Consider the following 20,085-nt stretch of genomic DNA (forward strand, 5'->3'; position numbering starts at 1 on the left):
CCGATGACCACCGCCACAACCACCGGTGCCCGCGACCACGCCCGCGCCCAGGCAGGCACCCTCACCGACTCCATGCCGGTCGTGCCGGCATCGAGCTGGCCCACCCCGCCACAAGGCGTTACACCCGAGCGACTGACATGGGCGGAGACAGTTCCCGGTGGCCGCTACACCAGCAAGGTGCTGGCCCGCGGCACCCGGCTGCGGCTGCGCGATCTGGACGGCGCCGCGTGCGCCCACCTGCTGCTGTGGCGGGCAGACGCACCCTGGGAGCGGCTCAATGTCGCCGACACCGTGAAAGTGCCCTGGCAGGCCTATCTTTCGGCAGGGCACCCGCTGCTGAGTGACCAGGGTCGGGTGCTGGCCACCTTGGTGTCTGACACCTCGGGCCACCACGACGCCCTGTGCGGCACCACGACCCTGACCGGCAATGCGGCCAAATACGGTGCGGGCGAGGTGGAGTCGTCCAGCCCCGCCGGGCGGGAACTGCTCGCGCTGGCCGCCCTCAAGAACGGGCTGACCCGTCGCGACGTGGCGCCCAGCCTCTCGTTCTTCCACGGCGTTCGGGTCGACGCCGACGGCGCGCTGGTGTCCACGGGGTCGGCCGGGGCCGATACCGCCGTCGAACTGATCACCCATCTGCCGCTGATCGTGGCGGTCGCCAATACCGCCCATCCACTGGATCCGGCGCCGCAGTTCACCGTCGGCTCGCTCGAGGTGCTGGCCTGGTCAGCGCCGGGTGACCTGGCCGAGATCGGCGCCACGGTCGGTGACCGCGATCCCGAATACCAACGCGCCTACCTGAATTCCGAAGATGTCTGGAGTGCCCGATGACTGTCACAGCTGCCCACACCGTTGTAGATGAAATCGTCGCGCCCCGCGCCCCGTGGTCGAAGATCGTGCGGGCCGGGGACGTGCTCACCATCGTCGACCTGCACGGCAACCAGGCCGTGGACACCCTGTTCTACGGGGCGGCCGATCACGGCGTGCGGTACAGCGCGCCGGCCACGATCGCGGCTCAGGGCAACATCTTCCTGACCACCGGATCGGTGCTGCGCGACAGCGACGGTGCACCGATGCTGACCATCGTCGACGACGAGGTCGGTAACCACGACACCCTCGGCGGGGCCTGCTCGCAGGAATCGAACACCCTGCGCTACGGGCACCACACCAAGCATCAGCACGCCTGTGTGGAGAACTTCATCGGCGAAGGCGCGCGGTGGGGGCTGACCAAGGCCGACATCGTCAGCAACATCAACTTCTTCATGAACGTCCCGGTGGACCCCGACGGCGCGCTGGGCATCGTCGACGGCCTGTCCGCTCCGGGCAAGACCGTATCGCTGCGCGCCGAGATCGACACCCTGGTGCTGGTGTCGAACTGCCCGCAGATCAACAACCCGTGCAACGGATTCGACCCGACCGCTGTGCGGATGGTCGTGACGCGCCCATGACCACGCTAGAGGTGATCCGGCCCGGCATGGCCACCACGGTCCAGGACTGGCCGGGGCGGACCGGGTACTGGCAGATCGGGGTGCCGCCCTCGGGGCCGATGGACGACGTGTCCTTCCGGCTGGCCAATATCGCGGTCGGCAATCCGGAGGGCGCGCCCGGTCTCGAGGCCACGATGGGCGGACCGGCGTTGCGGTTCGACACCGACACCTGGGTGTGTGTCACCGGTGCGCCCGCGCCGGTGACCGTCGACGGAACGCGGGTCGCGCAGTGGGTTCCCGTCCTGGTCAAGGCCGGACAGGTCCTGGACGTGGGAATGGTCGACGGCCCGGGCCTGCGGATCTACATCGCGCTCGCGGGCGGGCTGCAATCTGACGAATACCTGGGCAGCGCATCGACATTCACTCTCGGCCGGTTCGGCGGCCACGAGGGCCGGACGCTGGCCGTGGGGGACAAGCTGGAAACCCTCGACGCGGCCGGCGGAACACGGCGCCGCATCCTGTTCGAGGAGCAGCCGGCCATCAGCAACCACTGGTACGTCGCGGTGACCGTCGGCCCGCACTCCGCGCCGGAGTTCTTCACGCGCAACGACATCGACACACTGCTCAACCACGACTACGAGGTGCACTTCAACTCCGACCGCACCGGTGTCAGGTTGATCGGGCCGAAGCCGGAGTGGGCCCGCCCCGACGGCGGAGAAGCCGGGCTGCACCCGTCGAACATCCACGACAACGCCTATTCGGTGGGATCGCTCGACTTCACCGGGGACACCCCGATCCTGCTCGGCCCGGACGGCCCGAGCCTGGGTGGTTTCGTCTGCCCCGTCACCGTCACCGCTGCCGATCGCTGGAAACTGGGTCAACTCGCCCCCGGCGCCACCATCCGGTTCGTCCCGGTCCGGGCGTCCGCGGCACCCGCGCCGGCCACGGTCGGTCCCGCGCGGCGCGCCTCGATTCCCGCGGTGTTCTCCGCCGGCGGTGACGAGGACGACGGAATCATCGCCGGCACCACCTCTTCTGATGGGACGACGGCAGTCACCTACCGCCGGATCGGGGACGACAACGTCCTGGTCGAGTACGGCGAGATGCGACTGGACCTGGCGCTGCGGGCCCGTGCCCACGCACTGCATCACGCGCTCGAACAACACCGGCCCGACGGGCTGATCGACCTCACACCCGGGATCCGTTCGCTGCAGGTCAAGGTGGACCCGGACCGGCTCCCGCAGGCCAAGCTGGTGCCGCTGCTCACCGAGCTCGAGGCGTCGTTGCCCGCCGCGCAGGATCTCGTGGTGCCCAGTCGCACCGTGCGGTTGCCGCTGAGCTGGGATGACCCCTCGACCCGGGAAGCGATCGAACGCTACATGCACGGCGTGCGCGCCGACGCGCCGTGGTGCCCGTGGAACATCGAGTTCATCCGCCGGATGAACGGCCTGGCCTCGGTCGACGACGTGCACCGAATCGTCTATGACGCCGAGTATCTGGTGCTCGGTCTCGGCGACGTCTACCTGGGAGCCCCGGTCGCCACGCCGCTGGATCCGCGTCACCGTCTGGTGACGACCAAGTACAACCCGGCGCGGACCTGGACCCCGGAGAACGCGGTCGGTATCGGTGGGGCGTACCTGTGCATCTACGGGATGGAGGGGCCGGGTGGATACCAGTTCGTCGGCCGCACCACCCAGATCTGGAACCACCGGCACCCACTGGTGGCCCAGGGCTTCGAACCCGAACACCCATGGCTGTTGCGGTTTTTCGACCGCATCCAGTGGTATCCGGTGTCCGCCGAGGAGCTGTTGGACCTGCGTGCCGACATGGCCGCCGGACGCGGCCAGGTCGAGATCACCGACGGAACGTTCTCACTGGCCGAGCATGAGCAGTTCCTGGCCGCCAATGCCGAGGACATCGCGGCTACCCGCGCGGCGATGGAAGCCGCCCGGGGTGAGGAGCGCGAGCGTTGGGCGGCGGCAGGAGAATTCGCACGAAAGGAGTCCGCGTGACCCGCATTGCCGAGATCTACCGCGCCATCGCCGAGAGCGGACGCGACGAGGTGTTCATCCACCTGCGCCCGCAGGCCGAGGTGGAGGACGAACACCGCGCCGCGCTTGCCGGTGACGGCCCACTGGCCGGGTTGCTGCTCGCCGTCAAGGACAACGTCGACGTGGCCGGGATACCGACCACTGCGGCGTGCCCGGATTTCCGTTATATTCCCGATGCCGACGCACCGGCGGTGACCGCTCTCAAGGCCGCCGGTGCTGTCGTCATCGGGAAGACCAACCTCGACCAGTTCGCCACCGGATTGGTGGGGACACGCAGTCCCTATGGCGCCGTACGGGATTCCCGCCGACCGGACTACATATCCGGCGGGTCGAGTTCGGGGTCGGCGGTGGCCGTCGCGCTCGGCTTCGCCGACATCGCCATCGGCACCGACACCGCAGGGTCGGGTCGCGTTCCTGCCGGACTGCAGGGCATCGTCGGAATCAAAGCCACGGTCGGCCTGGTCTCCACCGAGGGTGTGGTCCCGGCGTGCGCGAGCTATGACTGTGTGACGATCTTCGCCGCTGACCTGGTCACTGCCCAGTCGGCGATGGCCGTGATGAGTGCCGGTGCGCCGCACCGGCCGTGGCCGGCCGACGTCCCCTTCGCCGCGCCGGTGACTCCCCGAATCGCGATACCGGACACATTGGCCGGGCTCGATGACGAATGGCAGGCCGCGTTCGGCGCTGCCGTGCGCCAGGCGAACGACGCCGGATTCGACACGGTCCCGATTCCGATGGATGACTTCTTCGCCGCGGCCGGCCTTCTTTACAACGGCGCACTTGTCGCCGAAAGGTGGGATGCGGTAGGGGAGTTCGTCAGCGCAGTCAGTCCCGATGCGAAGCTGGACCCGACCGTGGCGGCCATCATCAACGCGGCGGGAACGTATTCGGCGGCGGACCTGCTGCGGGACCGGCGGCGGGTCGAGGAGCTCCGCGGTAAGGCGCTGGCCCAGCTCGCCGGCTGTCACGCACTCATGGTCCCGACGGCTCCCGAGCATCCGCGCATCGACGACGTCGCGGCCGACCCGGTCGCGGTGAACTCCCGGATGGGCCGGTACACCAACTTCTGCAACCTGTTCGACATGTGCGCCATCGCGATTCCCGCGGGGGTGGTGTCCGACGGTGCGCAGTTCGGGATCACCCTGCTGGCACCGGGATTCCACGATGGCGTCATCGCCGATCTGGCAGCCCGGTTCCTCGACGTTCCGTCGGCGGAGACCTGGCCGGAGTCGGGCGGCGCGCCGTTGACCGAGCTCGCGGTGTTCGGTGCGCATCTGCGCGGGCAGCCGTTGGAGCATCAGCTCACCGGGCGGGGCGCGCGCTGGGCGGGTCCGATCACCACCGCGCCGCACTACCGCCTGTATGCGCTCGACACGGTTCCGCCCAAGCCGGGTCTGACCCGCGTCGGCGAAGGCGGGGCACCGATCGTGGGTGAGCGGTGGCTGTTGTCACCAGCTGCGCTGGGGGAGTTCCTGGCCGAGTTACCCGCGCCGATGTTGCTCGGGAAGGTGGAGCTCGACGACGGGCGCTGGATCACCGGATTCGGTTGTGACCACATCGCTCCCGCACAAGGCCGTGACATCACCGAGTACCGGGGTTGGCTGGCCGCGATGGCTTGATCCGGATGGGTGGCTCGTCAGTCTCCGGGGACGATCAGCGAGACCATCGTCTCGAGCTGGCGGGCCATCTGCCGGTAGCTCATCGCGCCTGTTTGTGCTTGCAGCAGTGCGCCCCAGAACACCGACTCCAGGGTGGCCAGTACCTCCGGCCACGCCCCGCCGCCCAAGGCCGTCGAGATCCGGCGGGTGACCTCGGCGGCGATCCGGGAGCGGACGTCGTCGACCATGTCATCGTCGGTACTCACCAACGCCTGGGTGCAGGCGCGGGCCAAGCGGGGCTCATCGGCCATCAACAGCGTGAGTGCCGTGAGCTGCTCGACGACTCGGCTGGTCGCGCCGGCCGCGGGATCGATGTCGAGCGGCAGCTGAACCACCCGGTCCAGGTAGAGCTCGGCGAAGACCACCTCGATGGACGGGAAGTGCGCGTAGAGCGCCGCGGGCGCGAGCTTGGCGCGCGCGGCCAGCTCCGGCACCGAGACATGCGAATGCGCATCGAGGAGTTGTGCCGCAGCGCCGAAGACGCGACGCTGCGTGCGTATGCGCTGACCGTGCGCGTCGTGTAGGCGAGTGACAGTTGCCACCACCGGCCTGGACATGTGTCCAAGATATAGATCCTCGGCGTGGTTGGCAATCGCTCCGTCAAATGGCCTGTATCGAGGCATTTTCAGCTCCGGCGTTCTTGAGGTTCGAACGCCGGTGAGCGGGTTCGCGAGTCTTCCGAGTCGATAAACCAGACAGGTGTCCAGTAGGATCTGCCCAGATCTGAAAGGGGAGGTCCGATGGCTTACGTGATCACGCAGAACTGCTGCAAGGACGCCAGCTGCGTTCCGGTGTGCCCGGTGGACTGCATCCGCCCGGCTGAGGGCGGGCTGGATTCCGCGTCGGCCGAGATGCTGTACATCGATCCGGAATCGTGCATCGATTGCGGAGCGTGCTTCGAGGAGTGCCCGGTCGGCGCGATCCACTACGAAGAGGACCTGCCCGGCGAACTGCAGCGGTTCAAGGACCTCAATGCCGCCTACTTCGAGCGTCATCCGCTCGAGCCGGTGACCGCACCTGCGCCGGCGTCCCGGGCGCGGGTCGAGGCGGGGGAACTACGGGTGGCCATCGTCGGATCCGGGCCTGCCGCCTGCTACGCCGCAGCCGAGCTGATCGATGTCGACGGCGTGGAGATCAACCTGTTCGAGCGGCTGCCCACGCCGTTCGGCCTGATCCGGGCGGGCGTGGCGCCTGATCATCAGCACACCAAGTCGGTCGTCGACATCTTCGAGCGGGCGTTCATGAACCCGCGGTTCGCCAGCCATTTCAACGTCGAGGTCGGCCGCACCGTCAACCACGATGAGTTGCTGGCCCATCACCACGCGGTGATCTACGCGGTGGGCGCGGCCACCAGCCGGCGACTGGGAATCGACGGCGAGGATCTCATGGGCCACCATGCGGCGGCCGAGTTCGTTGGTTGGTACAACGGGCATCCCGACCACGCCGCGCACCAGTTCGACCTGTCGGGCGAGCGGGCGGTCATCGTCGGCAACGGCAACGTCGCCCTCGACGTCGCCCGCGTGCTGTTGATGGACCGGACCGCGCTGGCCGCCACCGATATCGCGCAGCACACCCTGGATGCGTTGGCCGACAGCGCAATCCGGGAAGTGGTGATCCTGGCGCGTCGTGACATCGGGCACGCCGCGTTCTCGGCGGGGGAGTTCCTGGCGTTGGGGCATCTCGACGGTGTCGACGTGATCGTGGACCCGCAGGACCTACCTGCCGATGACGAACACGACGACGTCGAGACCTCGTTCAAGCTCGCCATCGCGCGCGAATACGCACAGCGCAGCCCGACTCCCGGACACAAGCGCGTGGTGTTCCGCTTCGGCACCTCCCCGATCGCCATCCACGGAACCGACCGTGCCGAAGGGTTGGAGGTCAGCAGCGAGGCCGGTGGCACCGAGGTGATCGAGACGTCGCTGATCCTGCGGTCGATCGGCTATCGCGGCCTGCCCGTCTCCGGGCTGCCCTACGACGAGGACTCCGGGACCGTGCCCAACGACTCGGGCCGTGTCGTGCCCGGCACCTACGTGACCGGCTGGATCAAACGCGGACCGCGTGGGGTGATCGGCACGAACCGGGTGTGTGCCGAGCAGACCGTGGCCCAGTTGTGGGCGGATTTCGATGCCGGCCTGTTGACCCGCGACGTCAAGGGCGTCGAGTCGCTCGATGCGTTGTTGGCCGCCCGGGGAGCAGAGCCGGTCGGATGGCCGGGATGGCGTGCGATCGACGCCGCCGAACGTGACCGCGGCGTGCAGGCGGCGCGGCCGAGGGTGAAGTTCGTGTCGATCGAGGAGATGCTCAGCGCGGGCCTGCGCGGCTGACTTCGGCCTCTACCTGCGGATCGGGGTCGCGGGGTGTGCGGGTCGCCAGGACCGACCCGGCGAGGATCAGCGCCAGCCCGGCGATGTTGTACACGGTCAGCGGCTCGCCGAGCACGACGACGCCGGCGGCCAGCGCAACGGCCGGGTTGATGTAGGTGAACACCAGTGCCCGCGCACCCCCGACTTCGCGGATCAACGCGAAGAACACCACGAAGGCCAGCGCGGTGCAGATCACGGCGAGCGCGGCCAGCGCGATGAGCACGCGCCGTGACGGCATCTGATCGGGCCAGGTCAGCAGTGCCGGTGTGGTGTAGATCAGTGCCGCGATCGTCAGACACGCCGCGGTCAGCGGGAGGGTGGGCACGTCACCCAGATAGCGGGCGGCGATCAGCGGAGCGATGGCGTAACACGTTGCCACCAACAGCACTTCGGCGATCGGCCAGCCGTGCCCGCCTGCCAGTCCGGGGCCGGCGAGCACGGCCACACCGGCCAGCCCGACCCCAAGTCCCGCGATTCGCTTGGCGCTCAGCCGTTCTCCACCGGTGATCCGGTCGAGAACCGCGGCGATGATCGGGGCGGTGGCGATCAGCAGGCCCGTCAACGAGCTGCTCAGGTGGCGTTCGGCATCCGAGAGCAGGTACCACGCCGCGATGATCTCGAAGAACGCGAACGCCAGCACGGGCCGCCAATGCCGCAGCACCGGCGCCCACGCCGCGCGCGACATCACCAGCGGCAACAGCACGGCTGCGCCGACCGCGGTGCGGGCCAGGACCAGCACGGGTACCGAGACGCCTTCGACGGCGATTTTGATCAGCAGGTACGGGATGCCCCAGATGATGCTCATGGCGCCCAGCAGCAGCCAGCCCCGCACACTCACCCGATCCAGACTACGGATCGCGCGGCACCGGTGTCCCGAACCGCCTTATGACGCGGTCAGATCGAGCGCGATGTCGACGAGCATGTCCTCCTGGCCGCCGACCATGCCGCGGCGACCGGCCTCTTCGAGCAGCGAGCGTGCGTCGACGCCGTAGCGCTCGGCAGCGGCTTCGGCGTGGCGCAGAAAACTCGAGTACACCCCGGCATATCCGAGCGTGAGCGTTTCGCGGTCCACCCGGACCGGCCGGTCCTGCAAGGGGCGCACGATGTCGTCGGCGGCATCTTCCAGGGCATGCAGGTCGCAGGCGTGCCGCCAGCCCAGTTTGTCGGCGGCCGCGACGAACACCTCGAGCGGTGCGTTGCCGGCTCCGGCGCCCATGCCGGTCAGCGACGCGTCGACCCGATTGGCGCCGTGCTCGACCGCGACGATCGAATTGGCCACGCCCAGCGACAGATTGTGGTGAGCGTGAATGCCGATCTCGGTGGTGGGGGACAGGACGTCGCGGAGCGCATCGACCCGGTCGGCGACATCGCGCATGGTCATGGCGCCACCGGAGTCGACGACGTAAACACATGTGGCTCCGTAGCTTTCCATGAGTTCGGCCTGACCGGCGAGCTTCGCCGGCGTGGCCATGTGGCTCATCATCAGGAAGCCGACGGTGTCCATACCGAGATCGCGTGCGGCAGCGATGTGCTGGGCCGAGATGTCGGCTTCGGTGCAGTGGGTGGCCACCCGCACGACGGAGGCGCCGGCGCGGTGGGCGTCCTTGAGGTTGTGCACGCTGCCGATCCCGGGCAACAACAGCGTCGCGACCCGGGCGTTGCGTACGGCCGCGGCGACCGCTTCGATCCACTCCAGGTCGGTGTGCGCCCCGAAGCCATAGATGCAGCTCGATCCTCCGAGACCGTCGCCGTGGGCGACCTCGATGGAATCCACTCCGGCGGCGTCAAGCGCGGCGGCGATGGTGGTCACCTGGTCGAGGCTGTACTGGTGGCGCACTGCGTGCATGCCGTCGCGCAGCGTGACGTCGCTGACGTACAAGTCGTGAATCATGATGGTGTGATGGCACTTTCGGAGGCGGCGATGCGTTCGGCGGTTGCTTTGGCGGCCGAGGTCATGATGTCGAGATTGCCTGCATAGGCGGGCAGGTAATGCGCGGCGCCGGTGACTTCGAGCATCACGGTCACCCGGGTCCCGCTGAACTTTCCGGTTTCCGGGATGTACAGAGGCCGTGCGGCACTGAACGTCTCGAATTGAACGCGTTGTTTGAGCCGGTATCCGGGCACGTAGCTGCTGACCCTGTCGGCCATGGCCACGACGTCGTTCTCGATGGTGTGCGGATCGGCGTCACCATCGACGAGGCAGTACACGGTGTTGCGCATCAGGACCGGCGGGTCGGCCGGGTTGAGGATCATCACCGCCTTGCTCCGCTGTGCGCCGCCGACGATGTGCAGTGCCGCAGAGGTGGTTTCGGTGAACTCGTCGATGTTGGCGCGAGTTCCCGGACCTGCCGACCGCGACGAGATGGACGAGATGATCTCGGCGTACGACACGATGCCCGCTTGCGCGACGGCGGCCACGATCGGCACAGTGGCCTGTCCGCCGCAGGTCACCATGTTGAGGTTGGGCGCGTCGATATGCTCCTCGATGTTCACCACCGGCACGCAGTAGGGGCCGACGGCGGCCGGGGTGAGATCGATCATCCGGACTCCGTGATCGGCCAGCCGGGCCCAGTTGGCGCGGTGAGCGCCTGCTGAGGTGGCGTCGAAAACCAGTTTGACGCCGGCGAATTCGGGCATCGCGAGCAGTCCGTCGACGCCGTCGGCTGTGGTGGGCACCCCGAGGCGGGCCGCGCGCGCCAGACCGTCGGACTGCGGGTCGATGCCGGCCATGGCGGCCACGGCCAGCGGCCCGTCGCTGCGCAGGATCTTGATCATCAGATCCGTGCCGATGTTGCCCGAGCCGACGATGGCGACCGGATAGCGGCTCATCGGCTGTCCCGATCGTTGACCAGGCGACGGGCCGCCTCGATCACGTTGCGCGCGTGCAATTCGAACAATGCGATGAGATCCACCGAATCGCCTCCGATCTCCTTGGCGATGAACAGTCCGTCGGCGCCCGCGATCGTGTAGGTGGCCAGCTGGTGGACCTGGGCGTCACTCAGGTCCGGCGCCCAGTCCAGGATTGTGTCGACGAGTTGGTTGTACGCCTGAGCGCGTGCCTGCAGGAACATGGCCCGGGCGCGTGACTCGACGGGACGGCGCTCCAGGGCGAGCATGAGCCCGAGCCGGATGAAGTCGGGGGATTCGACCAACGCCTTGGCGACGTTTGCGCCGAATGCGGTCGCTCGCTCTTCGGCGGTCCCGTCGGCCGGCACCTGCCAGGCTGCCAGCCAGGTCCCGAAGCTGCGCTCGATCACCGCCGCGATCAGGTCGTCCTTGTCCTTGAAATGCCAGTAGATCGAGCTGGCCGGTAACCCGCACTTCTTGCTGACCAGCGCGATGCTGGTGCCTTCATACCCGCGCTCGGCGGCGATCTCGGTGGCGGCGTCGAGGATCCGTTCCCGCGACTGCTCGCCATCGAGGCGGCGACGGCGCGGCTTGGGCTGCTCATCAGGGGGCATCAGGACTCCCGTCATTTTCCTTCTTGACTCTGTAGTGATCACTACATTACCGTAGCGATCACTACAGGACAACCCTCGATGACGAGATGAGGCCACCGTGACTGCAGACCTCTACGACGTGGCGGTGATCGGCTATGGGCCCACCGGCGCCACCGCGGCGAACCTGTTGGGCCGACAAGGTTTGAAAGTGCTCGTCATCGAGCGTGATCCAGACGTATACGGCAGGGCCCGGGCAATCAGTACCGATGAAGAGGTGCTGCGCATCTGGCAGTCGGTCGGCCTGGCGGACCGACTGCAGCAGGACATGCTGCCGGACCGGCCCGCGGCGTTCGTCGATGCCGACGGCGTGCCTTTCATCGAGACGACGATCTTCGCGCGAGGTTCGGGCCACCCGGCTCAACAATTCCTCTACCAGCCCGCGGCCGACCATGTCCTGCGCGAGGGGGTGGAGCGCTTCGACACCGTCGAGGTGCTGCTCGAACACGAATGTCTGCGCGTGCTGTCCCGATCGGATCACGTCGAGCTGATGCTCGCGGACCTTCGCACCGACACGTTCAAGAGGGTGCGGGCTTCCTATGTCATCGCCGCCGACGGCGGATCGTCCCCGACGCGTGGGCAATTGGGCATCGGGTACTCGGGCAACACCTACGCCGAACGATGGGTCGTCATCGACACCAAGGTGCTCACCGAATGGGATGCCCACGACCGGCTCCGATTCCACTGCAACCCGGACCGTCCCACCGTCGACTGTCCGACACCGCTGGGGCACCACCGGTGGGAGTACCCGGACCGGGCGGGTGAGGACGAGCAGAAACTGGTCAGCGAACCCGAGGTCTGGAAGGTGCTGGAGGATCAGGGCATCACTCGCGAGAACGTCGAGATCCTTCGGGCCGTGGTCTACAGCCACCATGTCCGGGTTGCCGACCGCTGGCGGGTCGGCCGCATCTTCCTGGCCGGCGACGCCGCGCACGCCATGCCGCCGTGGATCGGCCAGGGCATGTCGGCCGGGGTGCGCGATGCGGCCAACCTGTGCTGGAAGCTCGCCGCGGTGCTGGCCGGCCGGGCGCCCGATGCCCTCCTGAATTCCTATGAGGCAGAACGCAAACCACACGTCGTCGAAGTAACCCGCCGCGCCTGTCTCGTCGGCCGAGTGATCACCGAGCGCAACCGCGTGATCGCCGCCGTCCGTAACCACACCCTCCGGGCGCTGACCAAGCTGCCCGGAGTGCTGCGCGGCGGTCAAAAGCTCTACTGGATCCCGGACGCGCGCTACGGCGAGGGGTTCTTCGCCCGGCCCGGAAAAGACGCGGCCGGCTGGCAGATCCCACAACCGTGGGTCATCGACGACGCGGGCGCGACGGCCCGCTTGGACGACGTGGTGGCCGGGCGATGGACGGTGCTGCACACCGGAGTCACCCCTGCGGGCGTGCGAGCCTGGACCGAGCTGGGCGTGCCTGCCATCGCGTTGGCCGGTCCCGGGGACGCCGCGGGGCCCGGAGCGGTCCGCGACATCGACGGCACGCTCATCGCCTGGCTGCAGCAGAAGAAGGCCGCAGCCGTCGTGCTGCGCCCCGACGGATTCATCTACGCCGCAGCCGAATCCGGGCAGCGGCTACCCGCACCACCGGCCGGCTACGAGCTGGCACCGACCAGAACTGGAGCTCACACATGACCACCACCGCACTCACCGAGCACACCGTGACAGTCGCGGGCCGGGCCATCTTCTACGCCGAAGCCGGCACCGGACCCGCGGTGGTCATGCTGCACGGCGGCGGCCCCGGCGCCTCGGGGGTGTCCAACTACGGCCGCAACATCGACGCTCTCGCCGCACATTTCCGGGTCATCGTGCCGGATATGCCCGGCTATGGGCGCTCGGCCAAGGGAGTCGACAAGGACGATCCGTTCGGTTTCCTCGCCGACATGATCCGTGGCCTGCTCGACGAACTGGGCATCGAGACAGCGCATCTGATCGGAAACTCCTACGGCGGCGCAGCGGCATTGCGGTTGGCGCTGGATACCCCGCACCGCGTCGGCAAGCTGGTGCTCATGGGCCCCGGCGGCATCGGCACCACACGCGCGCTGCCGACCGCAGGTCTGAACAGTCTGCTGGCCTACTACACCGGCGACGGCCCGAGCCGCGAGAAGCTGGGCGCCTTCATTCGCAATTACCTGGTGTACGACGGCAGTTCGGTGCCCGACGAGCTGATCGACCTGCGGTACCGGGCGTCCATCGATCCCGAGGTGATCGCCGAGCCACCGTTGACCCGGCCGTCGGGGCCGAAGGCCTTGCGCACGCTTTGGCGCATGGACCTCACCCGCGACAGCCGGCTCAAGCACCTGCAGACCCCCACGCTGGTCCTGTGGGGCCGCGACGACAAGGTGAACCGGCCGGCCGGCGGCCCGATGCTGCTCAACGCCATGCCGAACGCCGAACTCGTGATGACCTCGCACACGGGCCACTGGATGCAGTGGGAACGCTCCGAGTTCTTCAATGAACTCGTCACCGAGTTCCTCGGCCAGACCTCGAAGCTCGCTCATGCCTAGCGTGTTCGGCAATGTCCGCCTCGGCTACGTCGTCATCGAAACCGAGAAGTTCGCCGATTGGCGGCGTTTCGGCCGCGACGGGGTCGGCCTCCACGTCGACGACGCACTGCCCGATGTCCTTCGGTTCCGGCTCGACGAGAATCAGTGCCGGTTTCTGCTGCAACGTGGACCGGCCGAGGACGTCACGGCGCTCGGGTGGCAGCTCGACGATCACGACACGTTCGACGACATCGTCGGACGTGTCGTGCGGCACGGCGTGCCGGTCAGCGAGGGAAGTGCGGAAGAGGCCGCCCTGCGTGGGGTGGAGCGGCTCGTGCGGTTTCCTGGCCCCAACGGGTTGACGCAGGAGATCTTCACCCGCGCCCGCCCTGCCGTCACACCACTGCGGATGACCGCGCGCGGTGGTTTCGTGACCGGTGACTGCGGTATCGGGCACGTCGCGATCACCACGAAGAAGCCGCAACAGATGCGGGGCTACTACAACACCGTGTTCGATGCTCGACTGTCCGATTTCATCGACGAGACGATCAGCGGCGTCAAGGTCAAGATCCGGTTCCTGCGGGTCAACCAGCGCCACCACTCGGTGGCCATCGCCTCGGTGAACCGCCTGCCCGTCAACCCGATCCGCACCCGCGTCCAGCACCTCAACATCCAGGTCGCCGACCTCGACGATATGACCACGTCCTACCAGCGGATCAAGGAACTCGGTTTCAGTATGGCGCTGGGAGTCGGGCAGCACACCAACGATCGGGAACTGTCCTATTACGCGATGACCCCATCAGGGTTTGAATGGGAGGTGGGGTGGAACCCTCTGGTCGTCGACGAGACGACCTGGAAGCCCACCACCCACCAGGGCATCAGCATCTGGGGCCACTCCCCGGAAGGGCAGACGATCATCGACAAGCTCGCCCAGTTCAAGACCGGCGCCCGCTCCGTGCTGCGGCGCGAGGACAGCGTCGCACCGCTGGCCGGTGCCGGTATCGCCGACCGCTAGGGAGGAAGACCATGAACCGAATCGACACCCATCACCACATGATTCCGGCCGACTATCGAAAGACGTTGCAGAAGGCGGGGATCGATGAAGCCGGCGGCCGCGCCTTGCCGGATTGGAGTCCGGAGGCCTCGTTGCAGACCATGGCTGAACTCGATATCGCCACCGCGATTCTGTCGGTGTCGACGCCGGGCACCACCTTTCTGCCGAATGCGTCCGACGCCACGGCGCTGGCCATCGACCTCAACGACTATGGAGCAGAGGTGTTCGCCTCGCAGTCGGATCGGTTCGGTTTCTTCGCCACGCTTCCCATGCCGCACGTCGAAGCTGCGACAACAGAGGCCATCCGTGCGCTCGACACACTCGGTGCCGACGGAGTCGTCCTGCTGGCCAACAACGCCGGCACCTACCTCGGACAGGATGGACAGGACGAATTGTGGGCTGCGCTCGACGTCCGGTCCGCCGTGGTCTTCATCCATCCGGCCGACCTTCCGGCGCCGACGGTGCCCGGTGTCCCACCGTTCGCCGCGGACTTTCTCCTCGACACCACGCGTGCTGCCTACCTGTTGGTACGCAATGGTATCCGGCGTAAGTACCCGAACATCAAGTTCATCCTCAGCCACGCCGGCGGGTTCGTACCGTATGCCTCGCACCGCATGGCGGTGGCAATCATGGCGGATACCGGCCGCAGTCCGGCCGACATCCTCGACGACTTCGCGAGTTTCTACTTCGACACCGCGCTGTCGTCGAGTGCCGCGGCGCTACCCACCCTGCTCGCGTTCGCCAAACCCGGCCACATCACCTTCGGTTCCGATTGGCCGTTCGCCCCGCTGCCCGCGAGCCAGCTGTTCGCCGCGGGCCTGGACACCTACGACGGGCTCGATGCCGCTGCCCGCCAGGCGATCAACCGCGACAACGCGCTGGCGCTGTTCCCGCGGCTCGGCACCGCCCCGGCGGCTCCGGCGCCCTCACCGCTGGATCAGGTGCGGCATCAGGCCACCCGGGCGGTGATGCGCGGAGTCGCCCGCCTCATCAACGCGAGATGAGCCCTGCTGGAACACCGAAACTGAAGCCAGGGACAAAATCGGCGCTGATTCTGTCCCTGGCTTCAGTTTCGGTGCGGTCTCACGGTTTCAGGCCCGGGTCAGCTCCGCGTAGCGGGCGACGTGGTAATCGGTTGAGCCGAACTCGTACTGCACCGCGGTGAGCCGCTTGAAGTAGTGACCGATCGCCAGTTCCTCGGTCATGCCCATGCCGCCGTGCAACTGCACGGAGTTCTGCCCGACGAAGCGCGCGGCCCGTCCGATGGTGGCCTTGGCCGCCGATACCGCCTTGGCCCGTTGTGCGGGTTCGGCATCGAGGTTCAGTACGGCGAGATAGACCGCGGCCGAAGCCTGTTCGACCTCCATGTGCATATCCACCATCCGGTGCTGCAACGCCTGGAAGCTACCGATGGGCAGGCCGAACTGCTGGCGCTGTTTGCAGTACTCGACCGTGTCGGCCAGCACCTTGCGCATTCCGCCGACGGCCTCGGCGCACACCGCCGCCGCCCCCTCGTCACGGGCCAGGTCCAGCGACGGCCAGGCCTGACCCTCGGTCCCCAACAACGCCCCGGCGGGCAACCGGACGTCGGAGAACGTCAGGTCCGACGCCCTGCGGTCGTCCACTGTGCGATACGGGTGCGCGGTGAATCCCGTTATCAACGAGGTGATGTCGACCAGGAACAGGGAGATCCCGTCGGTGTCGGCGCGTTCCCCCGAGGTACGCGCGGTCACCAGCAGGTGGGTGGCCAGCGGTGCGTCGACGACCATCACCTTGGCGCCGTCGAGCACCCACTCGTCGCCGTCTCGGCGCGCGGTGGTGGACACGTCGCGCCAGTTGTCCCCGGAAGTCGGCTCGGTGGCCGCCAAGGCGACGATGGCCGAACCCGCCACGATATCTTCCAGCAGTGCAGCGGCGGCCTTGTCGCCGGATCGGTGCAGCAGGCCGCCGGCGACCACCACGGTGTCCACGAACGGCTCGATCACCAGGGCGTGGCCCAAAGCCTCGGCGATGACCATGGTTTCGACCGGCCCGCCGCCGATGCCGCCGGCCTCCTCGGGCAGGGTGGCGCCCAGGATTCCCAGTTCGTCGGCGAAGCCGCGCCAGATCTCGGGCTGCCAGCCGGGGCCGGTCTTGGCCGCGGCGCGGCTCGACGCCAGGTCGTAGCGGCTGGCCAGGAACTTGGTCAGCCCGTCGCGCAGCAGTTCCTGTTCGTTGGTCAGGTTGAAGTCCATCTAGAGCCCCAGTTCTGCCTTGGCGAGGATGTTTCGCTGAATTTCGTTGCTACCGGCGTAGATCGAGCCGGCCCGGTCGTTGAAGTAGCGCAGCGGGGCGACCGCCTGCCACGGCGCTCCGCTGTGATAGCCGTCGGCGGGCGGTTCGTACTCGGCCACCGGGCCGCCCGGGAAGGTGGCGTGCGGTTGGTAGGCGCGGGCGAGCGGGCCCGCGGCCTCCATGGACAGTTCGGTCAGGGTCTGGCTCAGTTCGGTGCTCAGGATCTTGAGCATCGACGACGCCGTACCGGGATGACCGCCCTCGGCGACCGCGGCCAGCACCTGGTACTCCAGGATTTCCAGCACATCGGTGCGGAGCCGGGCGTCGGCGAGCCTGCGGCTGAAGGCCGGGTCGTCGATCAGCCGGCCACCGGCCGGTCCGGGCATATCGGAGGCAACCGCTGAGATTTCGTCGCCAAGCACCTGCAACGCCGGTGCGTTGGCGCCGCCGCCACGCTCGAATTCCAGCAGATACTTGGCGACGGTCCAGCCGTCGTCGATCGTGCCGATCACGTTGGACTTCGGTACCCGGACCTCGTCGAAGAAGACCTGATTCTGGACCTCTTCGCCGGAAGTCATGACCAGCGGGCGGATTTCGATGCCGGGGGAGGTCATGTCGATCAGCACGAAGGTGATGCCCTGCTGCTTCTTGGCGCCACGGGTGGTGCGCACCAGCGCGAACATCCAGTTGGCTTCCTGGGCGTGGGTGGTCCAGATCTTGCTGCCGGTGCACACCAGGTCATCCCCGTCGGACACCGCTGCCATCGACAGCGCGGCCAGGTCCGACCCGGCCTCTGGCTCGGAGTAGCCCTGGCAGAAGAACACCTCACCGGTCAGGATGCCGGGAAGGAAGTTGTCCTTCTGCGCCTGCGTACCGAATTTGATGATCGCGTGGGCCACCATGCGGATGCCCATGGGCGACAGTGACGGGGCGCCGGCCAGGGTCGACTCGCGACTGAAGATGTAGTGCTGCGTGAGGCTCCAGTCGCAGCCGCCGTGTTCCACCGGCCAGGCCGGGGCCGCCCAGCCACGCTCGTGGAGGATCTTCTGCCAGGCCATGCTGGCGTCGTGATCGGCATACACGCTGGTCATCAGCTGGCCCGCACGCCGGATCTCGGGAGTCAGATTCTTGGCGAGAAAGTCGCGAACCTCGTCGCGGAATTTCTGGTCGCTCGTCGACCACTTCAGGTCCATGCCTGCCCCTGTCTACTGGTGTCGCTCCACAGAGTAAACCTAGTTAGTCAAGTGGCGCAGGCCACCCCGACCCTGGGCGTCGGCTCGACCGGGGCGGGTCCTTACCGCACGTTGCTGGTCGGTGGTGGCACCTGGCCTGGGCCGCGGGCGATAATCGACTCGTGGAGCGTCGCCAGAGCGGTCAGGACCCGCAATCGCCGATGACACTGCTGCAGAACATTCCTGCGCTGGTGGTGCTGGAGCGGTTCCCGGTGCCGGTGTTGGCAATCGCCGAGGATGGGACGATCCTCTTCGCCAACAGTGCGTTCGGTGAGATGGTCGGCCGCGACACCGATGCAGTCAAGACCATGCAGTTTGCTGAGATATTCCATTCGCTGCCGGCCGACGAGTCGGCGGTCTCGGTGATGCGGGCCAATGCCGGGCTGCTGGTCGACCTCGTCCACCGCGACGGTTCGATCGTGCGGGCGCGGATGAGCAAGTCGGCGCTGCTGCGCGGCGACGACCCGGTGGTGCTGGCGACGTTCCAGGACCTCACCGAGCGGTTGTGGTCCGAAGAGTTGTAGGAGCTAGCCCGCGGCCTGGGTTCGGCGCAGCGATTCGCGGGCCAGGAATTCACGGAAGTAATCCAGCGATTCCCTGCTGACGATCGCGGGGAGCAGTAGGTCCCACGTGTGGGCGACACGTTCGCGTAAGTCGGTGCCTGTCGCGTTGGCACGCGAGAGGGCCTCGGCTCCCAGCATGGATCCGAGGATCACCTCGGCGGCGCCGGCGATGTCGAGGTTTTCCCGTAGGTCGCCTTCCTCGGCCGCCTGGATCAACTGCGTTCTGAGCTCATCGAGCCAGCTTGTGTAGACCTGGGTGGCGGCGGCGTTGATGCCGCTGAACGTCCGCAGCAATTGCATGCCGATCTGCGCGACCTTGTCCGAGCGGGCGAAATCGGCCACCACGAACAGCCCGTGGATGGTGTTTTCCAAAGCCGGCGACGAGGATTCGGCGATGGCGCGGAACGTGGCCAGCATCGCCGTGCCACCGTCGCTGATGATCGCCTCGGCCAGCGATTCCTTCGAGTCGAAGTGGTAGTAGAGCGCGCCTTTGGTCATCTCGGCCCGCGCGATGATGTCACCGAGCCCGGTCGCCGGATAGCCGTGCTCGCTGAACAGGTCGACGGCGGCGGCGATGATCTTCTGCCGGGTCAGCTCGGATCGGGCCTGGCGGGCCATGTCAGGATCGCCCGACGGCTGCGTTGGGTGCGCCGTCCGGTGAGTGGGGGCGCAGGGGGACTACCTTCTTGACGCCGACCGCGGTGCGGCGCCGGATGAACTGCTTGAGGTACGCGAGCCGCTCCGGTTCGACGAACCCGGGGAGCGCCAGCCGCCAGCCGTGCTCGAGCTCGGTGAGGAACCGCGGCGGATCGTCGAGGTCACTCGTCTGGCGCACGCCCAGGTAGAGGGACACCAACAACCGGGCGATCGCTTCCGGGTCGCTGTCGGCGGTGAAGTCGCCTTCGCCGATGGCGCGTTTGGCGATGCCCGCGAAACCCTGTACCCATTCTCCGAGCACCCGCGGCCCCAGGCCGTCGGTCCGGCCGATGGATTCGACCAGGTTCAGGGCTGCCCGGGCCATCGGGTCGCCGATGTCTTCTGCTGCCACCAGACAGGTGAGGTCGATCAACGTCTCCGCTCCCGACAGGTTGCGGGCCAGGACCTCCTCGACGGCCTTGTTGCCCTGCGCGGTGCGGTGCTCGACGATCGAGACCGCCAGCGCGTGCTTGGACCGGAAGTGGAAGTACAGCGCACCCTTCGTGACGGCGGCGTCGGCCAGGATGTCGTCGAGGCTCACCAGGCTGTACGGCGTGTGGGCGAACTGCCGCGCTGCCGCCTGCAGGATCTGGAGGCGGGTCAGCTCTGCTCGCCGGTCGAGCTGCTCAGTCACCTCGGGGCCTTCCTGACTCTGATCGGCCGGTGGTCTTGTCTGATTTCACCGTCGCCACCAGCAGACTCAAAGTCTTCACCGTACGTGCATAACATTCTAAAGGTATGTATCGTGCTTAGCGTGATAACTCTTGGTTCGTCGCGGGT

The 20,085-nt window shown here is 67.5% G+C and carries 19 protein-coding genes; 10 read left to right on the forward strand and 9 right to left on the reverse strand.

Annotation, left to right across the window (positions count from 1 at the left end):
- Window positions 1–3 precede the first annotated feature (3 nt).
- The 4 genes from TX88_RS12380 to atzF are packed head-to-tail and all read left to right on the forward strand — an operon-like array spanning window position 4 to window position 5,097.
- Entirely contained in the window at window positions 4–831 is an 828-nt protein-coding gene (locus TX88_RS12380) for an urea amidolyase associated protein UAAP1 (RefSeq protein WP_044517128.1), read from the forward strand.
- Entirely contained in the window at window positions 828–1,448 is a 621-nt protein-coding gene (locus tag TX88_RS12385; RefSeq protein WP_044517130.1) for an urea amidolyase associated protein UAAP2, read from the forward strand. Before TX88_RS12380 ends, TX88_RS12385 begins: the two co-directional genes overlap by 4 nt.
- Window positions 1,445–3,439, forward strand: coding sequence for a 5-oxoprolinase/urea amidolyase family protein (locus TX88_RS12390; RefSeq protein WP_044517131.1), 1,995 nt, complete (start codon window positions 1,445–1,447; stop codon window positions 3,437–3,439). Before TX88_RS12385 ends, TX88_RS12390 begins: the two co-directional genes overlap by 4 nt.
- Entirely contained in the window at window positions 3,436–5,097 is a 1,662-nt protein-coding gene (atzF, locus tag TX88_RS12395; RefSeq protein ID WP_044517133.1) for an allophanate hydrolase, read from the forward strand. The genes TX88_RS12390 and atzF overlap by 4 nt, the downstream gene beginning before the upstream one ends.
- 17 nt (window positions 5,098–5,114) lie before the next feature.
- On the opposite strand, the gene TX88_RS12400 is transcribed toward atzF, so the two are convergent.
- Entirely contained in the window at window positions 5,115–5,693 is a 579-nt protein-coding gene (locus TX88_RS12400) for a TetR family transcriptional regulator (protein WP_044517134.1), read from the reverse strand.
- Window positions 5,694–5,876: 183 nt separating this feature from the next.
- Here TX88_RS12400 and TX88_RS12405 point away from each other — a divergent pair, with 183 nt between their 5' ends.
- Window positions 5,877–7,463 (forward strand): FAD-dependent oxidoreductase, encoded by a 1,587-nt coding sequence (locus tag TX88_RS12405; RefSeq protein ID WP_044517136.1) that lies wholly within the window; start codon window positions 5,877–5,879, stop codon window positions 7,461–7,463.
- On the opposite strand, the gene TX88_RS12410 is transcribed toward TX88_RS12405, so the two are convergent.
- Genes TX88_RS12410 through TX88_RS12425 form a run of 4 tightly spaced genes read right to left on the reverse strand, consistent with a single transcriptional unit; the run spans window position 7,441 to window position 10,963 of the window.
- Window positions 7,441–8,340 carry a DMT family transporter gene (locus TX88_RS12410; protein WP_044517138.1) on the reverse strand — a complete coding sequence of 300 codons (900 nt, stop codon included), beginning with the start codon at window positions 8,338–8,340 and terminating at the stop codon, window positions 7,441–7,443. The two genes, TX88_RS12405 and TX88_RS12410, sit on opposite strands and share 23 nt — an antisense overlap.
- A gap of 45 nt (window positions 8,341–8,385) precedes the next feature.
- Window positions 8,386–9,393 (reverse strand): 4-hydroxy-2-oxovalerate aldolase, encoded by a 1,008-nt coding sequence (gene dmpG / locus TX88_RS12415; protein WP_044517139.1) that lies wholly within the window; start codon window positions 9,391–9,393, stop codon window positions 8,386–8,388.
- Window positions 9,390–10,331, reverse strand: a complete 942-nt coding sequence (locus TX88_RS12420; protein ID WP_044517141.1) for an acetaldehyde dehydrogenase (acetylating) — start codon at window positions 10,329–10,331, stop codon at window positions 9,390–9,392. The genes dmpG and TX88_RS12420 overlap by 4 nt, the downstream gene beginning before the upstream one ends.
- The gene (locus TX88_RS12425; protein ID WP_044517142.1) at window positions 10,328–10,963 is read right to left on the reverse strand and encodes a TetR/AcrR family transcriptional regulator; all 636 of its coding nucleotides are present in this window, start codon (window positions 10,961–10,963) and stop codon (window positions 10,328–10,330) included. The genes TX88_RS12420 and TX88_RS12425 overlap by 4 nt, the downstream gene beginning before the upstream one ends.
- Window positions 10,964–11,060: 97 nt before the next feature.
- Here TX88_RS12425 and TX88_RS12430 point away from each other — a divergent pair, with 97 nt between their 5' ends.
- Genes TX88_RS12430 through TX88_RS12445 form a run of 4 tightly spaced genes read left to right on the forward strand, consistent with a single transcriptional unit; the run spans window position 11,061 to window position 15,544 of the window.
- Complete coding sequence (locus TX88_RS12430; RefSeq protein WP_044517144.1) at window positions 11,061–12,635, forward strand: bifunctional 3-(3-hydroxy-phenyl)propionate/3-hydroxycinnamic acid hydroxylase; 1,575 nt, start codon at window positions 11,061–11,063, stop codon at window positions 12,633–12,635.
- A complete protein-coding gene (locus tag TX88_RS12435) occupies window positions 12,632–13,507 on the forward strand; it encodes an alpha/beta fold hydrolase (RefSeq protein ID WP_044517146.1) in 876 nt (291 codons plus the stop codon). The genes TX88_RS12430 and TX88_RS12435 overlap by 4 nt, the downstream gene beginning before the upstream one ends.
- A complete protein-coding gene (locus TX88_RS12440; RefSeq protein WP_110917930.1) occupies window positions 13,500–14,501 on the forward strand; it encodes a VOC family protein in 1,002 nt (333 codons plus the stop codon). The genes TX88_RS12435 and TX88_RS12440 overlap by 8 nt, the downstream gene beginning before the upstream one ends.
- Before the next feature lie 11 nt (window positions 14,502–14,512).
- Complete coding sequence (locus TX88_RS12445) at window positions 14,513–15,544, forward strand: amidohydrolase family protein (RefSeq protein WP_044517149.1); 1,032 nt, start codon at window positions 14,513–14,515, stop codon at window positions 15,542–15,544.
- Between the two features lie 87 nt (window positions 15,545–15,631).
- On the opposite strand, the gene TX88_RS12450 is transcribed toward TX88_RS12445, so the two are convergent.
- Window positions 15,632–16,774 (reverse strand): acyl-CoA dehydrogenase family protein, encoded by a 1,143-nt coding sequence (locus TX88_RS12450; RefSeq protein ID WP_044517150.1) that lies wholly within the window; start codon window positions 16,772–16,774, stop codon window positions 15,632–15,634.
- On the reverse strand, window positions 16,775–18,007 hold the full coding sequence (locus tag TX88_RS12455; RefSeq protein ID WP_044517152.1) for an acyl-CoA dehydrogenase family protein: 1,233 nt from the start codon (window positions 18,005–18,007) through the stop codon (window positions 16,775–16,777).
- A gap of 200 nt (window positions 18,008–18,207) precedes the next feature.
- Between TX88_RS12455 and TX88_RS12460 the strand changes: the two genes are divergently transcribed.
- The gene (locus TX88_RS12460) at window positions 18,208–18,570 is read left to right on the forward strand and encodes a PAS domain S-box protein (RefSeq protein ID WP_209447053.1); all 363 of its coding nucleotides are present in this window, start codon (window positions 18,208–18,210) and stop codon (window positions 18,568–18,570) included.
- A 3-nt stretch (window positions 18,571–18,573) separates the two neighbouring features.
- Here TX88_RS12460 and TX88_RS12465 read toward each other — a convergent pair whose 3' ends face one another.
- Window positions 18,574–19,227: a ScbR family autoregulator-binding transcription factor gene (locus tag TX88_RS12465; protein WP_044517155.1), complete on the reverse strand. Its 654-nt coding sequence runs from the start codon at window positions 19,225–19,227 to the stop codon at window positions 18,574–18,576.
- A 1-nt stretch (window position 19,228) separates the two neighbouring features.
- A complete protein-coding gene (locus TX88_RS12470; protein ID WP_044517157.1) occupies window positions 19,229–19,939 on the reverse strand; it encodes a TetR family transcriptional regulator in 711 nt (236 codons plus the stop codon).
- Between the last annotated feature and the right edge of the window lie 146 nt (window positions 19,940–20,085).

The organism is Mycolicibacterium septicum DSM 44393, from assembly GCF_000455325.1.
GTDB lineage: Bacteria > Actinomycetota > Actinomycetes > Mycobacteriales > Mycobacteriaceae > Mycobacterium > Mycobacterium septicum.

Excerpts from the sequence above, each read along its gene's own strand:
- TX88_RS12455 (WP_044517152.1), bottom strand. The coding sequence starts at position 18,007 with ATGGACCTGAAGTGGTCGACGAGCGACCAGAAATTCCGCGACGAGGTT.
- TX88_RS12420 (WP_044517141.1), bottom strand. The coding sequence starts at position 10,331 with ATGAGCCGCTATCCGGTCGCCATCGTCGGCTCGGGCAACATCGGCACG.
- TX88_RS12450 (WP_044517150.1), bottom strand. The coding sequence starts at position 16,774 with ATGGACTTCAACCTGACCAACGAACAGGAACTGCTGCGCGACGGGCTG.
- TX88_RS12405 (WP_044517136.1), top strand. The coding sequence starts at position 5,877 with ATGGCTTACGTGATCACGCAGAACTGCTGCAAGGACGCCAGCTGCGTT.
- TX88_RS12380 (WP_044517128.1), top strand. The coding sequence starts at position 4 with ATGACCACCGCCACAACCACCGGTGCCCGCGACCACGCCCGCGCCCAG.
- TX88_RS12445 (WP_044517149.1), top strand. The coding sequence starts at position 14,513 with ATGAACCGAATCGACACCCATCACCACATGATTCCGGCCGACTATCGA.
- TX88_RS12440 (WP_110917930.1), top strand. The coding sequence starts at position 13,500 with ATGCCTAGCGTGTTCGGCAATGTCCGCCTCGGCTACGTCGTCATCGAA.
- dmpG (WP_044517139.1), bottom strand. The coding sequence starts at position 9,393 with ATGATTCACGACTTGTACGTCAGCGACGTCACGCTGCGCGACGGCATG.
- TX88_RS12465 (WP_044517155.1), bottom strand. The coding sequence starts at position 19,227 with ATGGCCCGCCAGGCCCGATCCGAGCTGACCCGGCAGAAGATCATCGCC.
- TX88_RS12435 (WP_044517146.1), top strand. The coding sequence starts at position 12,632 with ATGACCACCACCGCACTCACCGAGCACACCGTGACAGTCGCGGGCCGG.
- TX88_RS12425 (WP_044517142.1), bottom strand. The coding sequence starts at position 10,963 with ATGCCCCCTGATGAGCAGCCCAAGCCGCGCCGTCGCCGCCTCGATGGC.
- TX88_RS12390 (WP_044517131.1), top strand. The coding sequence starts at position 1,445 with ATGACCACGCTAGAGGTGATCCGGCCCGGCATGGCCACCACGGTCCAG.
- TX88_RS12385 (WP_044517130.1), top strand. The coding sequence starts at position 828 with ATGACTGTCACAGCTGCCCACACCGTTGTAGATGAAATCGTCGCGCCC.
- TX88_RS12460 (WP_209447053.1), top strand. The coding sequence starts at position 18,208 with ATGACACTGCTGCAGAACATTCCTGCGCTGGTGGTGCTGGAGCGGTTC.
- TX88_RS12400 (WP_044517134.1), bottom strand. The coding sequence starts at position 5,693 with ATGTCCAGGCCGGTGGTGGCAACTGTCACTCGCCTACACGACGCGCAC.